The sequence below is a fragment of the Halomonas sp. A3H3 genome, assembly GCF_000982975.1.
Taxonomy (GTDB): domain Bacteria; phylum Pseudomonadota; class Gammaproteobacteria; order Pseudomonadales; family Halomonadaceae; genus Vreelandella; species Vreelandella titanicae.
The window spans coordinates 2169436-2185384 of the sequence record NZ_HG423343.1 but is presented as its reverse complement, the minus strand read 5'-3'; the positions used below and the strand labels follow the sequence as shown (position 1 = coordinate 2185384).

14 protein-coding genes are annotated in these 15949 nt (G+C 57.0%); 7 read left to right on the top strand and 7 right to left on the bottom strand.

The genetic code is table 11. From position 1 onward, the window contains the following. Positions 1–24: 24 nt before the first annotated feature. Complete coding sequence (locus HALA3H3_RS27330; RefSeq protein WP_370657678.1) at positions 25–171, top strand: transposase; 147 nt, start codon at positions 25–27, stop codon at positions 169–171. On the opposite strand, the gene HALA3H3_RS09755 is transcribed toward HALA3H3_RS27330, so the two are convergent. The 6 genes from HALA3H3_RS09755 to HALA3H3_RS09730 all read right to left on the bottom strand — a co-directional run bounded on the left by HALA3H3_RS09755 (position 149) and on the right by HALA3H3_RS09730 (position 6854). Beyond that, the gene (locus HALA3H3_RS09755; protein WP_022521372.1) at positions 149–1135 is read right to left on the bottom strand and encodes a TRAP transporter large permease subunit; all 987 of its coding nucleotides are present in this window, start codon (positions 1133–1135) and stop codon (positions 149–151) included. The two genes, HALA3H3_RS27330 and HALA3H3_RS09755, sit on opposite strands and share 23 nt — an antisense overlap. A 21-nt stretch (positions 1136–1156) precedes the next feature. Next, positions 1157–1675, bottom strand: a complete 519-nt coding sequence (locus HALA3H3_RS09750; protein ID WP_022521371.1) for a TRAP transporter small permease — start codon at positions 1673–1675, stop codon at positions 1157–1159. Positions 1676–1748: 73 nt separating this feature from the next. Next, the gene (gene dctP / locus HALA3H3_RS09745; RefSeq protein ID WP_022521370.1) at positions 1749–2780 is read right to left on the bottom strand and encodes a TRAP transporter substrate-binding protein DctP; all 1032 of its coding nucleotides are present in this window, start codon (positions 2778–2780) and stop codon (positions 1749–1751) included. 245 nt (positions 2781–3025) lie between these two features. Further along, on the bottom strand, positions 3026–4531 hold the full coding sequence (locus HALA3H3_RS09740; protein ID WP_022521369.1) for an aldehyde dehydrogenase: 1506 nt from the start codon (positions 4529–4531) through the stop codon (positions 3026–3028). An 80-nt stretch (positions 4532–4611) separates the two neighbouring features. Then, on the bottom strand, positions 4612–5940 hold the full coding sequence (locus tag HALA3H3_RS09735) for an NAD(P)/FAD-dependent oxidoreductase (protein WP_022521368.1): 1329 nt from the start codon (positions 5938–5940) through the stop codon (positions 4612–4614). A gap of 23 nt (positions 5941–5963) precedes the next feature. Next, positions 5964–6854: a dihydrodipicolinate synthase family protein gene (locus tag HALA3H3_RS09730; protein ID WP_022521367.1), complete on the bottom strand. Its 891-nt coding sequence runs from the start codon at positions 6852–6854 to the stop codon at positions 5964–5966. 498 nt (positions 6855–7352) lie between these two features. Here HALA3H3_RS09730 and HALA3H3_RS09725 point away from each other — a divergent pair, with 498 nt between their 5' ends. Then, positions 7353–8336, top strand: coding sequence for a LysR substrate-binding domain-containing protein (locus HALA3H3_RS09725; RefSeq protein WP_022521366.1), 984 nt, complete (start codon positions 7353–7355; stop codon positions 8334–8336). Positions 8337–8656: 320 nt separating this feature from the next. On the opposite strand, the gene HALA3H3_RS09720 is transcribed toward HALA3H3_RS09725, so the two are convergent. After that, entirely contained in the window at positions 8657–9724 is a 1068-nt protein-coding gene (locus tag HALA3H3_RS09720; protein WP_022521365.1) for a substrate-binding domain-containing protein, read from the bottom strand. Positions 9725–9853: 129 nt separating this feature from the next. On the opposite strand from HALA3H3_RS09720, the gene HALA3H3_RS09715 reads away from it, so the two are divergent. Genes HALA3H3_RS09715 through HALA3H3_RS09695 form a run of 5 tightly spaced genes read left to right on the top strand, consistent with a single transcriptional unit; the run spans position 9854 to position 15888 of the window. Continuing rightward, positions 9854–10348: a formate dehydrogenase subunit gamma gene (locus tag HALA3H3_RS09715; RefSeq protein WP_022521364.1), complete on the top strand. Its 495-nt coding sequence runs from the start codon at positions 9854–9856 to the stop codon at positions 10346–10348. Continuing rightward, a complete protein-coding gene (locus HALA3H3_RS09710) occupies positions 10345–11901 on the top strand; it encodes a formate dehydrogenase beta subunit (protein WP_022521363.1) in 1557 nt (518 codons plus the stop codon). Before HALA3H3_RS09715 ends, HALA3H3_RS09710 begins: the two co-directional genes overlap by 4 nt. Continuing rightward, positions 11898–14789, top strand: a complete 2892-nt coding sequence (gene fdhF / locus HALA3H3_RS09705; RefSeq protein ID WP_022521362.1) for a formate dehydrogenase subunit alpha — start codon at positions 11898–11900, stop codon at positions 14787–14789. The genes HALA3H3_RS09710 and fdhF overlap by 4 nt, the downstream gene beginning before the upstream one ends. After that, entirely contained in the window at positions 14786–15631 is an 846-nt protein-coding gene (fdhD, locus tag HALA3H3_RS09700) for a formate dehydrogenase accessory sulfurtransferase FdhD (RefSeq protein WP_022521361.1), read from the top strand. The genes fdhF and fdhD overlap by 4 nt, the downstream gene beginning before the upstream one ends. An 11-nt stretch (positions 15632–15642) precedes the next feature. Then, positions 15643–15888, top strand: a complete 246-nt coding sequence (locus HALA3H3_RS09695; protein WP_022521360.1) for a formate dehydrogenase subunit delta — start codon at positions 15643–15645, stop codon at positions 15886–15888. Positions 15889–15949: the final 61 nt, after the last annotated feature.

The window sequence follows — 15949 nt, the reverse complement described above, 5'->3', positions numbered from 1 at the left end:
CTGAAGCACACGCCCTTCGCGCGCATGAGTCCGAGCAACCTGAGGCTCAAGCTCATCAAAGTAGGCGCGGTCATCATCCGCAATACGCGCCGAATCCGCGTACTCATGAGTGACAGCTACCCCTATAAAACGGCGCTATCCGATCTCGTCAGGCGGTTGGTGCCGAACTGACTGCTCGGGCTCCCCCGGCCCGACGCAATGGGGGGAAGGGGGAGGTGTGTCTGAACGACGAAAAGTGGTTAAAAAGTAGCCGATGTAAGTCGAGCCAATAGGTGTTTAGCGGTGTTAGCCTGAGTGCGGTACTGGCTGAGGTGCTATGAGAAATCCAGGCTAGGACTTTTTTGATATTAAGCCCCTTGTAAACGAACATACCCACCGGGATAGCATAGGCTACGGCGACAGCTGCCGCTTCGGTGGGCGTAAAGATACCGCCATAAATACCACCGAGAATGATCACTGGCAGCATCAAGGCAGGAATGGCCTTCCAACCGGTATCACCAATCGCCTTGGCTCTTTCATTAAGCGGCATCTTTGCGCTGACGACCCCAGGTGTAAGCCGTATTTTAATCGCGTTATAAACGCATAGGAAAAGTATTAATAATAAGGCAGGGCCGATAGTAGCGAGGAAGCTTGCAGCAACCGATTGACGGGTCACAATGGCGTAAAGAATCATGGTGATGCTAGGTGGTATCAATAGCCCTAGTAATGATGAGATACCCAGCAGCCCAGCAATGTACGGTTTCTCATAACCATGTTTTTGCATGGGGCCAACCATGATGGTACCTATGGAAGCCACTGCAGCAGAGGCAGTGCCTGAGATCGCCCCAAAGATACCGCAAGCCACGACCATAGATGACCCCATGCCGGAGCGGGAGCGACCGGTCAGCGCTTCGACAAAAGCCACCAACCTAGCGGCTAGGCCGCCCGACTGCATCAGATAGCCGGTCATGATGAATAAAGGCAAGGCAATAAGAATAATCGAGTTGATAGAGGAAAAGCCGGTAGTGGCAAGAAAAGTTACGTCGACATCGTAGAAGAAGGCTAGCGTTGCGACCATCGCGGCGAAAGAAAACACCACTGGTACACCAATCAGCATCAACAGAACTACCATGCCAATGGCTATTAAAGCGCCCATAATTAACTCCCTTAAATAGTACTACCGCTGAATCGGCGTACTACTATCTTTTTTGTGGCAAAGTGCCTGGATATCGTTAATGAGATCCCTGACAAGGTATAGGGTCATGAACAAAGCGGCGGTCAGGAGGCTGACCTGCGAAACATACATAGGGATCGAGAACACAGGTGTTGTTTGGCTCCTCTGAAGGGCCCACTGGAACAGCTCATTACTCCATAAGACAAAGAGCCCTGCCATGAGGATAGAAATTACGGTGGCTATGATACGAAACGCCAAAATGACCTTCTCATTTTTAATGACGACAGGAATAAAGTCTGCCCGAAGATGAGCGCTGTTCTTAGAGGCCAGAATAGCGCCGAGCATGTAGAACCAGATAACCGCTATTAGAACCAACTCTTCCACCCCGAAGAGAGGAATCCCTAGAAACGAACGCGCGGTAATACCGACGACAAAAGATAGCGCGACAAACAATCCTATTATTGCCACGATTGGTGCAATAATTCTGTCGAGCAGCCAGTCGATGCACTTGAAAATGATCATGGTATCTCTCAGCTCCTTAATTCTCTGGATATATAAAGCAAGGGCAGAGTCAGCGATGACTCTGCCCTTAGAATCAATTTTCCAGTTGAGTGTGACTGAGAATTTCCTGGATCAGCTCGGTACCAAATTCTTCCTCTGCTTGCTGCCATACCACGTCGCGCACGTGCTGCGCCATCTCTGCTAACTCTTGATCGGAAAGCTCGATGTACTCCATACCGCCTTCTTGAGCGGTGGCGATCCAGTACTCATCCTCGGATTGGGCATCCGAGAACTGCTTGTCAACGACCTCATAGGCTGCAGACGCGACAATTTGCTGATCCTCTTCGTCTAAGGCTGCCCAGGTATCCTGGTTCATCATCAGCGCAGCTTGACCGAAAAAGTGCTTGGTATGCACAAAGTAGTCGAGGATTTCGCCGAAGAACTCATAGTCCCAGTAAATGATATTGCCGGCGTCGCCATCCACCACGCCTGTCTGGATGGCAGTATATACTTCGTTCCAGTCAAGCGGCACCGAGTGGTAGCCCATCGCCTGTACGGTTTGAGGTACGGGAAAAGCAGGAATGGCACGTACCTTCAATGCTTTCTCCTGGGCTTCGCCGAGGCTTACCGCATAATCACCACGCGTAGCGACGCCAGTGAACCCCCACGGAAAAGACCCAAACATCTTGAGCCCCATATCAGTGAAGATCGGCTCAACGATACCGTTCATCCAACCGCCGCGCTCCCAAGCTGTCTGTGCTTCCTCCCAATCCAAGAATAGATAAGGTAGCGACATCACTCCAACCCGGTTGTCGTAGGAGGTCGGAGTAGCGGCGATGACCATGTCGACACCGCCCATTAGCATATGGTCGAAAACCTCGCTGACATTGCCAAGCGCTCCTTGGTGAAACACCTGGGCTGTCATGCGACCATCTGAGCGTTCTTCGATCAAATCAGCCCACCTCTGCATGCCCCGCCCTGCCGGAGAATCTGCCGTATCCTCCGCATTTACCATACGGAAGCGGTAGGTATCATCGCTCGCCATAGCAACGCCTGGAATTATCAAGACAGAAGCAATGAGGGTATTCAAAATAATACAGTGGTTGAGCTTTGTTGAAGTTTTCATTTATTAGCTGCCTTTTTTTAGTGGAGATATTGTAATCTGGCGTTTTTCTTTATCTGTTGTATTGCAGTTATCCGTTTAAACTACTTTGGTGAGTTAAGTAGTGGAAACGACATTTTTGACCAGCAAACCACAACCTTTTGTTATGGATAAAAAGATTTAACGGATTTTTCAGGCCTGCCTTCCAAGTACAAAACAGGAGAGACAGGGGCGCAGCAGGCGACTTGAGTAGCTTTCCCTTACTCTATTTAGGTGAGTTTTATCCAGGTTGTTTTGAGTTCGCAGTACTGGTCATGAGCGTAGATAGATTTATCGCGCCCACCAAAACCGGATTGCTTGAATCCGCCAAACGGAGTGGTAATGTCGCCTTCGCCGAAACAATTTACAGTCACAGTGCCAGCACGAATCGCCGACGACATGCGATGAACGGTGTTAAGGTCGTTGCTCCAAAGCGATGCCGCGAGGCCGTAGCAGGTGTCGTTGGCTAAAGCGATGGCTTCTTCTTCGGTATCAAATGCCATCACCGCCAGCACTGGGCCGAAGATTTCTTCACGGACAATGGTTGATTCAGGGGTGGCGTCATCGAAGATCGTCGGCTGCACGAAGTAACCGCCGCTCTCTTTGCGAACCCGCTCACCACCGGTAAGTAATGTAAGTCCTTCCTTTTTGGCTGTTGCAATATACGAAAGTACTTTCTCCATGTGAGCTTCCTCCACCAAGGCGCCAAGATTGACCTCAGGATCCAATGGGTCGCCCAGCTTCCAATCACTTTCCAACTGGGCCAGCACCTCCTTGAGCAGGGCGTCCTTGATGGAACGGTGTACAATAAGTCGCGAACCCGCTGAGCAGTTCTCACCCATATTCCAAAAAGCGGCAGCGAGAACGTTACTGGCGACCGTCTTGATATCGTGGATATCGGGCATTACCACCTGAGGGTTTTTGCCACCACATTCCAGCAAGACTTCCTTGAGATTACTGGCCGCCGAGTATTCAAGGAACATGCGCCCAACTTCTGTGGAGCCAGTAAAGCCCACTAGGTCGATATCAGGGTGCATACCAATTGCCTTACCAGCCGTTGATCCCATGCCGGGTAGTACATTGAGCACCCCTGCTGGCACGCCTGCTTCGAAGGCTAACTCAGCAAGGCGCGTGGTGCTCAGCGAAGTTAGCTTGGCAGGCTTGAGGATCACGCTGTTCCCAGTGGCTAACGCCGGACCCAGCTTCCAGCCAACCATCATGGCTGGGAAATTCCACGGTAGCACTGCGCCAACCACACCGATCGGCTCGCGAGTGACGATGGAAAGCACACTGCTCTCAGTGGGTGTTACGGCATCGTTGAGCTTGTCGATGGCTTCGGCATGCCAGCGGATGGTATTAGCGGTATCGGGGATATCGACATTGAAGCACTCACTGATCGGCTTGCCAGCCTCAATGGCTTCGAGCACCGCTAACTCCAGGCAGTTTTCCTCAATCAGATCGGCGAAGCGTTGCATGATCGCTTTGCGTTCGGCGGGCGCCATCTTCGACCAAACACCCGCTTCGAAAGCGCGGCGTGCGGCTTTGGCGGCGATATCAACGTCCTCGGCATCACACGCGGCCAGCTGAGTAATAACCTCTCCGGTGGCCGGATTAAGGGTGGCGAAGGTTTTGCCCGACCTTGCTGGTACGAACTGACCATCGATGAAGGCTAGATTGCGATATTCGAGCCGTTCAATTTGCTGCGCAATATTTTCCTGGGTGAGGGTGTTGGCCATTATTTTTTACTCCCTTATTGATCTCTCGGTTACGTACTTCTCTCTGCACGAAGCATGGTTTTCTATATCGATTCGGTCACTTAGCGTTCAATTCCAGCTCGCCACTCCTTCCAGGCGAGGGCCTTGCGCACCCCCATGCCAAGCAGCGGATAGGGCGGGTTGGCGGCTGGCTTGGGCTGCTTCAACATGATATCGAGCAGCTCACTCTCCATACCGAGTGCGTATTCGGCGATCAGTTTTCCGGAGATAGTGCCGCCAGTCAGACCCAAGGCGTTTTGGCATAGGGCGCTGAACACGCCAGGGGCGAGTTCACCAAACGGTCTGCCATTGTTGCGGGTTAGGCATAAAGCCCCTCCCCATGTGTATTCGAAGCTCACCTTCGATAGCATTGGAAAGCGTCGTTTAAAGGAACTCTGATGGGCGGCTCGCGCTCTTGCCAGCTGGCGATCATTGGTACTGACGTTAGGGTTATAGGTGAAGGAGTTTCGGATGCAAATACGCCCGTCTCCCATGCGTCTAACCGTTGTGCCCATTGGGTCTGCTGGTATCAGCGCCCAGCTATTGTCGCCGCCTAGCCTGGCGCACTCGGCATCGCTCAGTTGGCGAGTCAGGCTACTGTAGGTGTAAATCGGCAGCAGACGCCCCTTGAGTCCCAGTTGTTCGAACTGAGCAGCATAGGCATTGTTGGCTAGCACTAGCCGGGGCGCCTCAATGCGGCCCTGGTCGGTCACCAGCACATGGGGTTTGCCCACGTTTATATGGCGTACCGGGCTGTCCTCGAACAACTGCACGTTTTCGGGCAGAGCCTGGCTCAGGCCTCGTACTAACGCCGCCGGCTGAACCAGCACGCAGCCGGGAGTATGCAAGCCAGCTTTGTAGAAGCGCGTGCCGGTAATTGTCTGCATATCATCAGCGTTTAATGCGCGGTAGGGCTCGCCAAGCGCAGAAAGCCCATTGGCAAACGTTTCCAACACACGGATGCCTTGGTCTCTAGCCGCGCCATGCAGTTTGCCCTGCTCGCGCCAATCGCAGTCAATACCATGGCGCTGCACTATCTCGCGCATGTAGTCGATTGCGCCGCGGTTAAGGCGAATCTGTTCTAGATCGTGAGTGCGGTCGCCAGTGTAGTCGCTGGAGTTAAGGTCATGCGGTAGATCGATCATGAACCCCGAATTGCGCCCAGCGGTACTGAAGCCAACGCGCCGAGCATCAATCAGGGCGATATCGTCGTTTGGTTTCAGCTCGGCCAAGCGACGGGCCGCAGCCAATCCAGCCAGACCAGCCCCCAATACCACCCAGTCGGCCCGTACGTTGCCACGCAGCGGCATGCTTGGCGGGGGTGGGGGCAAGGTTTCGTACCAGCCGCAGCATCCATCGTCCTGGGGAAGAAACTTGCATTGCAGCTTCATGGGGCGTGCTCCACGGCAAGGTTTCAACTGCGGCAGGCAACCAATGCATCATAGACCTGCTTGAAGACAGCCTTCTCTTGCTCATTCAAGGGCAGCAGCGGGCGTCGCGCCGGGCCGACTGGCAGGCCAGCCAGCTCGCAGCCGTATTTGATGTACTGACAGAACTTGCCACCCTGCTCCAGTAGATTGAGCATCGGTAGCAGCCGCGCGGCCAGCTCACGCCCGGTGACGAAGTCTTTATCTATTACACAGGCCTTATGCAAAGCGACGTGCTCGGGGGCTAGGAAGTTGGAAGCACCGGCCACCCAGCTCCGGGCGCCCCACACGAAGAATTCCAGCACTTGGTCATCCATGCCACAGCTTAGCTGTAGCTGATCGGCGTGATCGGTGGCTAGCGTATGGAGGCGCTCAATAGAACCTGTACTTTCCTTGATTGCCTGTATATTAGGGCGGTCGCGCAGGGCTTCTATTAGCGCCATGGTCATCGGCACACCGGTGCGATCAGGAAAGTTGTAGAGCATAACCGGCATATCGAAGGCATCATCAATAGCACGGATATGTGCCAGTAACTCGTCTTGAGCCGGTTGGCAGTAGTAGGGCGCGGCCACCAGCAGAGCATCGAAGCCACTATTCTTAGCATGTTGGCCCAGTTCTAAGCTGTCTGCTGTGGCAGTGGCATTGATCCCTGCCATCAACGGAATCCTTCCCTGTACATGCTCTATTACTCGGTCAAAGAGTCTCTTACACTCATCCATGCTCTGGGCGTAGTACTCGCCTGTAGTGCCACCGATGATTAAACCATGCACTCCCTGTTCAATTAGTGTATTGAGCAGTTCATCCAGAGCTTCGAGCTTTAGAGAGCCATCACTGTTGAAGGGCGTGACGACAGGAGTCCAGATACCGTCGAAGTTCATATTATTACCTTTTGGAAATGACGATGTGAGAGCGTCGCCCGTTAAATATTTACGAACGGTTTTGCGGCTGAGTTTGTTCAAATATTCTCAAGCGAGCCGAACTGTCAGGATAAGCAGTGATGCCATAGCGACGGAAGAAACCTTTTCTATCGTCAAATCATGAGCAGATGTTATGGGGAGACCGGTATCTTTTATCAGAGCCAAAGGTTCAGAATGAGGTATTACCAGAAAGTACGTTAGCAACCCTGGCAGCTAGAAAATAACAACTCTTCACCTGCTGGCGATGAAGATATCGGTGCAGTAAGCCGCCTGATTGCTAGTCTTTTTACTTCCTTCCACGCTCTGCCTTTCCTGACAGCTTAAGGGTCTGTTGATAACCGTTGCTTTGGGGTAGTCTTCCAACGATGCCGCGATATCGAGTTCCGGATTACTGTGGGTCTAGGCAGCCAACTGGCTGAGTAGAAGTGCCTTTTACCCGAGCGTTGAGGATTTCACGTAATGAGCCGACATACTGCTCCAGATCAAACACTGTTGAAGATGCCTTCGCTGCGGGCAGTAAGGTCGTTTGTCGCGGCGGCGCGCTATCAGAACTTCACCCGCGCAGCAGAGGCCCTATGCGTGACCCAGGCTGCTATCAGCCGTCAAGTGCGCGAACTGGAGAGCTTCCTGAAGACGCCTCTGTTCAAGCGAGTGGGAAGTGCTGTGGAACTGACGGCAGCAGGCGCTATCTTCTTCGATGCCGCTCAGCTTTCGTTCATCAATATCGCTCAAGCCGCTGATCGCATCCGAGATGATTTTGGTAACGTTGCTCGACAATCGCTAACGCTATGTTGCTCGCCTGCCTTCTCAGCGCTGTGGATGTCGCACCGCCTGCCTAGCTTCTTTAGTAACAATCCGAACATCGACCTCAACTTGGTGACGACGCAGAACTTCCTTGCCATGGAACCAGGCGTTTCTCCAGATATCTTTATCACCAAGCTATCGCGTGTTATGGAAGGCTATATCAGCATTCCGCTGTTCTGTGATGTAATCTACCCGGTGTGTTCGCCTCGCTACTTGGAGAAACATCCAGAGATCGGCACTCTGGATGGGTTGCGACATGGCGCTGTACTGCTCAACCTTAGCCCCTACGGGCGCGCTCAGGTGGCCGAGCATGTGGACTGGGGGGTGTGGATGGCTATTCACCAGCTCGAGATCGCTAGGAATGCTAAGGATAGCTCTCATTTCTTCAATGCAAATGACTATAACATGTTGATTCAGATGACATTAAACCATCAAGGTGTTGCGCTAGGGTGGGATCATCTAGTGATGCCGTTGATAGCAGAGGGAAGACTGGTTAGACCAGTTGCTGAGCAAGTAGTGCTGGAGGAAACGCGCCACTATCTTTGTTATCGTGAAAACCGGGCCGCTGACGAAGAGATACAGCGCTTTCGTGATTGGTTTACCGCCGAATGCGGCATGAACGTAAGCCCTGAGAATTGAGAACATGTTACGCGCACCAGCGTTTCATAGTATCGGTCGACTTCGCTCTATACCTCTATTTTACTCCTCTACTGCTCGCGGCTTTCGTCGACTCAAAGCACTTGGAAGTGCGCAGGTTCCTAAAGAACGTCGCACTTTATGGGGTTATGTCTTTTAGGATTGCTGTATGAGGTTCGCCCGTTTAGCTACCACTTGATTGGTCTACGGGTGTAGCCGCTATAGTCAGCATCCATCGTCGTCTTGAGGTAAAACCATTCCAGGCTCCATGCGTTTCTGATGCCACTCAGCACAGTTATGCCTTGAATCTCTCCACTAGCTGCTTAGGGTGTTGGTGAGAATATCTCCTCTACCTGTATCACATTGCCACACTGGCTCGGGCTATAACCCGGCAGACCCTGCACCGCCTCTTGAAAGGAAGCGCCGCGCAATACCTGCAAGAATTCGTCAAATTTAGGCTCTTTCAGGGAGCGGTGATGACAGGCCAGCAAGTAGTCTTCCGTGGCCAGCGGCACAAATTCAAGCCCAAACCGCTGCGCGGCCGCCTCGACACCAAAGCCTGCATCCGCCATTCCCGCCGCTACATAGGCCGCCACCGCCGAGTGGGTGTACTCCTCAATCTCATAACCGTTCACTTTGGCTGCAGCAATACCCGCCTCGGCCAGCAGGCCATCCAAAAGCTCCCGGGTTCCCGACGACGCCTGCCGGTTTATAAACGTGGCCGACCTGTCGGCCAGCGCTGCAACGCCATCAATCCCCAACGGGTTACCCGGCGCCACCATTAGCCCCTGTTGGCGGGCGATAAAACCTACCAGCCGATGATAGCGAGGCTTGAGCAGTCGGCGGTATTTGCGCCGCATGCTCTCGCCCACCGCGCCTCGGGGAAGATGGCAACCCGCCAGATCACAGCTATTGCGGTTAAGCGCCGCCAGTGCTTCCAGCGGGCTGCAGTACTGCAGGTCAAGCTGCAACTCCCCCAAATGCTGTGGCAGTAGCTCTATCGCAAAACCGTGACTGGCGTGGAGACGCAGAACCGGGTGCACGCCTTCCTGGTGCTGCTGAATGGCAAGATTGAGCTCTGAGCTCAGGCTATCAAGCTGCGGGCTTAACCGAGCGGTGGCGCGTTGTTCGGCCCATAGCAGCTTTTCACCCAGCGGTGATAATTGCGCCCCTCGCCCACGCGCCATGGCTACCAGGGAAACACCAAAAAACTCTCCGCCCTGGCGCAGTAAATTCCACGCGTGACGATAGGAAATACCCGCCTCTTCGGCAGCATGGGTCAACTTGCCATGACGATGCACCGCCCCCAGCAAGCGCAGAAGGTTGGTATCGAGACGGTGCCCCTCTTCATCACTAAAGCACCAGGTGGGCGTTACCTTGATCCGTTTCATAGGCACACTATTTCATATTTTTAAGTCGATAACTTGATGCTAGCTTTGTATTAACCGTGATGCACGTCTTTTTAAATATGAAAAGCAGTGCATATTTAAAACATAATAAGCAGTCGTGAGGAAGGCATCATGAACCATTCCCAGGAGTGGGCGCCGCAGGCAATTCAGGCCGAGGTCGACGCCCTGAAACACAAGCCCGGCGCCCTACTGCCGATCCTCCACGCCCTTCAGGATCGCATCGGCTTCATTCCCGAGGCAGCGGTGCCCATCATCGCCGATGCCCTCCACCAGACACGTGCCGAAGTGCACGGCGTCATCAGCTTTTACCACCACTTTCGCACCACACCACCGGGGCGCCACGTCGTGCACATCTGCCGCGCCGAGGCCTGTCAGTCGGTAGGGGCGCGCCAGCTCGAAGCCCACGCCAAGGCGCGTTTGGGGGTCGACTACCAGCAGACCACGCCGGATCGCGAAATCACCCTCGAATCCGTTTACTGCCTGGGCAACTGCGCCTGCGGCCCGTCGATTCGCGTGGACGACAGCATACGCGGCCGCGTCACGCCGGAAGCCTTCGATGAATTGATGGATGAGCTACAAACCCGGCCGCTGGAGGTGATGGGATGAGCGTCCGCGTTTATGTACCTCGCGATACCACCGCGCTTTCGCTGGGCGCCGATACGATCGCCAGCCGGCTGGAGAGAGAGGCCGCCGCACGCGGCCAGTCAATCACGTTGGTACGTAACGGCTCCCGTGGCCTTGCCTGGCTTGAGCCGCTGGTGGAAGTCGACACCCCCATCGGCCGGTTCGCCTATGGCCCGGTAACGCCGGGGGATGTAGCGGCGCTGCTCGACAGTGGCCTGCTGGAAGGTAGCGTCAGCCACCCACTGGCACTGGGCCCAACGGAAGAGATCGACTACCTCGCCCGCCAGCAGCGTTTAACCTTCGCGCGTATTGGTATTACTGACCCGCTATCGATCGAGGACTATCGCGCCCATAACGGTTTTTGCGGCCTGCAGGCTGCGCTGCAACGCGAGCCCCAGGACATCGTCGAGGAAGTCAAAGCCTCGGGCCTGCGCGGACGTGGCGGGGCGGCCTTCCCCACCGGTATCAAGTGGCAGACGGTGCTCGATACGCCCGCCGACCAGAAATACATCGTCTGCAATGCCGATGAGGGCGACTCTGGCACTTTCGCCGACCGGCTGGCAATGGAGTGCGACCCTTACATGCTGATCGAGGGCATGACCATCGCCGGGCTCGCGGTGGGCGCCACCCAAGGTTATATCTACCTGCGCTCGGAATACCCGCTGGCGAAAGAGATCCTCGACGAAGCCATTTGCCGTGCTGAGACCACCGGGTATCTCGGCGACGACCTGCGCGGCAGCGGCCGCACCTTTCATCTGGAAGTACGTCTGGGCGCCGGAGCATACATTTGTGGCGAAGAGACATCGCTTCTGGAAAGTCTGGAGGGCAAGCGCGGGCTGGTGCGCTTCAAGCCACCGCTGCCCGCCATCGAGGGCCTGTTCGGCCGCCCTACCGTGGTCAATAACGTGCTCTCGTTTGCCGCCGTGCCGTTCATTCTGGCCGAGGGTGCCGAGGCCTACGCCAATCACGGCATGGGCCGCTCCCGGGGCACGCTGGCCCTCCAACTGGCGGGCAACGTCAAGCGTGGCGGTCTGGTGGAACTCGCCTTTGGCACCACTCTGCGCACGCTGATGGAGGATTTTGGCGGCGGTACGCTCACCGGAAAGCCCTTGCGCGCCGTTCAGGTAGGCGGGCCGCTGTGCGCCTACCTGCCCGAAAGCCAGTGGGATATGCCGCTGGATTACGAAACCTTCGCCGAGGTCGGTGCAGGCGTCGGTCACGGCGGCGTGGTGATGTTCGACGACAGCGTCGATATGGCCGAACAGGCGCGTTTCTCGATGGAGTTCTGCAAGGTGGAGTCCTGCGGCAAGTGCACGCCCTGTCGTATCGGCTCGACCCGTGGCGTGGAGGTAATCGATCGTATTCGCGCCAACGACAATCGCGAGGCCAACCTCGCCCTGCTGAGTGATCTTTGCGAAACGATGGTAGACGGCTCGCTCTGCGCCATGGGCGGCATGACCCCCTTCCCGGTGCAGAGCGCCCTGAAACACTTTGCTGAGGATTTCCAGCGGGCGGCGAACGGAGACAGATCATGATTCAGCACTTCGACCCCAGTCAGCATGCCAGCAACGCCGGGCATAGCAAAGACCTCGGCACGCCCTTCCCTGCTCAGGCCGTCGGCACTGCCTCGGTGAGCCTTGATATCGACGGCGTATCCATCAGCGTGCCGGAGGGCACCTCGGTACTGCGCGCCGCGGCCCTGGCGGATATCAACATTCCCAAACTGTGCGCCACCGACAGCCTGGAGCCCTTCGGTTCCTGTCGGCTGTGCGCCGTGCAGGTGGAGGGACGCCGCGGCCTGCCCGCCGCCTGCACCACGCCCGTTGCTGAAGGTATGAAGGTGACCACCCAGAACGAGCGGCTCGCCAAGCTGCGTCGCAACGTGATGGAGCTCTACATCTCCGACCACCCGCTGGACTGCCTGACCTGCCCGGCCAACGGCGACTGCGAACTGCAGGACATGGCCGGTAGCGTCGGCCTACGTGAAGTGCGCTACGGCTTTACGGGCGAGAATCATCTGGAGGCGGTCAAGGACGAATCCAACCCCTACTTCACCTTCGATCCCAGCAAGTGCATCCTCTGTTCACGCTGCGTGCGCGCCTGCGACGAAGTCCAGGGCACTTTCGCGCTAACCATCGATGGCCGCGGGTTCGAATCCAAAGTATCAGCAGGCCAGAACGACGCCTTCATGGACTCGGACTGCGTCTCCTGTGGCGCCTGCGTGCAGGCCTGCCCCACGGCCACGCTGATGGAAAAAAGCGTGATCGATCACGGCGTGCCGGATAGAAGCGTGGTGACCACCTGCGCCTACTGCGGGGTGGGCTGCTCCTTCGAAGCCCAGATGAAGGGCGATCAGTTGGTTCGCATGGTGCCCTACAAGGGCGGCGACGCTAACCACGGCCACTCCTGCGTGAAGGGGCGCTTTGCTTTCGGCTACGCTACACACCCGGATCGCCTGACCACACCGATGATCCGCGACAGCATCGACCAGCCATGGCGCGAAGTAAGCTGGGAAGAGGCGATTGGCTTTGCCGCAACCCGTCTCAAGGCGATTCAGGCCGAGCACGGCCGCGAGAGCATCGGCGGCATCACCTCGTCGCGCTGTACCAACGAAGAGACCTATCTGGTGCAGAAGCTGATCCGCGCCGCCTTCGGCAACAACAATACCGACACCTGCGCACGGGTCTGCCACTCGCCCACCGGCTACGGCCTGAAGACCACGCTGGGCGAATCCGCTGGTACCCAGACCTTTGATTCGGTGATGAAGGCGGACGCCATTATCGTGATCGGCGCCAACCCCACCGATGCCCACCCGGTGTTTGGCTCGCTGATGCGCAAACGCCTGCGCCAGGGGGCGAAACTAATTGTCGCCGATCCTCGCCGTATCGACCTTTTAAAGACCCCTCACATGAGCGAGGCCCAACATCTGCCGCTGCGCCCGGGCACCAACGTGGCGCTGGTCAACGCGCTGGGGCACGTGGTGGTGACGGAAGGTCTGGAAGACAAGGCGTTCGTGGCCAAGCGCTGCGACACCGATGCCTATAACAGCTGGCGTGAGTTTATTGCTGAACCGCGCCACTCCCCGGAGGTCACTGAGGCGATTACCGGCGTGCCCGCCGAGGCCGTGCGCCAAGCCGCGCGAACCTACGCCATGGCAGGCAACGGTGCCATCTACTACGGGCTGGGCGTCACCGAACACAGCCAGGGTTCGACCATGGTGATGGGCATTGCCAATCTGGCCTTAGCCACCGGCAACATTGGCCGCGAAGGCGTGGGCGTCAACCCGCTGCGTGGCCAAAACAATGTCCAAGGTTCGTGTGACATGGGCTCCTTCCCCCACGAGCTGCCAGGCTACCAGCACGTGGCTGACCCTATCGCCCGCGGCCGCTTTGAGGCCGTGTGGGGCGTGAAACTGGACGACGAGCCGGGGCTGCGCATTCCCAACATGTTCGATGCTGCCATCGAAGGCACCTTTAAGGCGCTTTATGTTCAGGGCGAGGATATTGCCCAGTCCGATCCCAACACTCAGCACGTCGAGGCGGCGCTCACGTCGCTGGACTGCCTGATCGTGCAGGATATCTTCCTCAATGAAACGGCCAAGTTCGCCCACGTACTGCTGCCGGGTTCAAGCTTTCTGGAGAAGAATGGCACCTTCACCAACGCCGAGCGACGTATCAACCGGGTACGCAAGGTGGCAGCCCCGGTGGCCGGCAAGGAAGACTGGGAAATCACCCAGGATCTGGCCAATGCGCTGGGCTACCCGATGCACTATACCCATCCCTCCGAAATCATGGACGAAATCGCCCAGTTGACGCCAAGTTTCGCGGGCGTCAGTTACGCCAAGCTGGAGGAGCGCGGCAGTCTTCAGTGGCCCTGTAACGCCGAGTACCCGCTGGGCATGCCGACTATGCACGAGGTTGAGTTCCCCATCGGGCTGGGACGCTTTGCAATTACCGAGTACGTGGCCACCGAGGAGCGGGCCAACCGCCGCTTCCCGCTACTGCTCACCACCGGCCGGATCCTTAGCCAGTACAACGTGGGCGCCCAGACCCGGCGCACCGACAACCAGCGCTGGCACGACGAGGACGTGTTGGAGCTACACCCTTCTGACGCCGAGCTGCGCGGCATCCGCGACGGCGACTGGCTGGGTATCACCAGCCGTGCCGGCCAGACGGTGCTGCGTGCCCGGCTCAGCGAACGTATGCAGCCAGGCGTGGTTTACACCACTTTCCACCACCCCGGCAGTGGCGCCAACGTCATCACCACGGACAACTCGGACTGGGCCACCAACTGCCCGGAATACAAAGTCACGGCAGTGCAGGTAGAGAAGGTCAGCCAACCGTCAGCCTGGCAGCAACGCTTTAGCGCCTTCGACCTGGCCCAGCGTGATTACCTGGCCAAGGCCCAGCAGGAGGTTCCATGAGCTCACCTATGAACGGCACGGCGTCAGTACCGCAGGCAGCCCTGATGCGCCAGCGGGTGGAAGTGCACCGGGGTACCAACGGCTGGTACGCCGATGCCCAGGAGGATCTACTGGCATTGGAAAGGCCAGTGGCACTGGTCTACAACGGCATCTCCCACGCAGTGATGATGGCCAGCCCGACGAATCTTGAGGAGTTTGCCCTGGGCTTCAGCCTTTCCGAAGGTATCCTGGCAAACGTTGACGAGTGCTACGATCTAGACATCCACGAACAGCCTCAAGGCCTCACCATTCATCTCACTATTGCCAGCCAGCGAATGGCCGAGCTCAAACAGCGGCGGCGAAGCCTGACAGGACGCACTGGCTGCGGGCTATGCGGCACCGAAGCCCTGGAGCAGGCCATACGGCCGATTCCCCATGTCATGGCGCCGCCGTTGAGTGATGCCGCCATCCAGCGTTCCCTGCGGGAGCTGTCCGCCCACCAACCGCTGCAGGCGGCCACTGGCGCCAGCCACGGTGCCGCCTGGTGCGATGTTTGGGGGAACATTAAACAACTGCGCGAGGATGTGGGTCGCCATAACGCCCTGGACAAACTGATTGGAGCCCTCGCCCGCGAGGCCAGCCCCCTCGGCGAAGGGTTCGCGCTGGTCACCAGCCGCGCCAGCTACGAGATGGTTCACAAGTGTGCCAGTGTCGGCATTGGTGCTCTGGTGGCGGTATCGGCGGCCACCGCCCTGGCCGTGGAGCAGGCCCAGGCATCGGGGCTGCTACTGGCAGGCTTTGCGCGGCCCGGCCGCCATCTGATTTACCATCGCCCCACGTCGGCGGCGATGGCACACGGCTGAGGAGGCACGCAATGTCGTCGAACCAAGATACTCACCTGATTCACATGACCAACCAGATCGCAGCTAACCTGGGCGGCGGTCGTGATGAAGAAATGGCAGCCGCGGCCACCTGTCGCCACCTGGAAACCTTTTGGGCACGATCAATGAAGCAGCGCCTAATAGCCACGCTGGAACGCGAGGATGCCGCGCTTTCACCACTGGCAAAGCGAGCCGTCAACTTGCTGGCGGAAAGATTGGCCAGGCGCCATAGCGGATAAACATCACAGGTGTTAACGCAACGGGGCTTGCCATCTGGCAAGCCCCGTTTTTTATACCCAT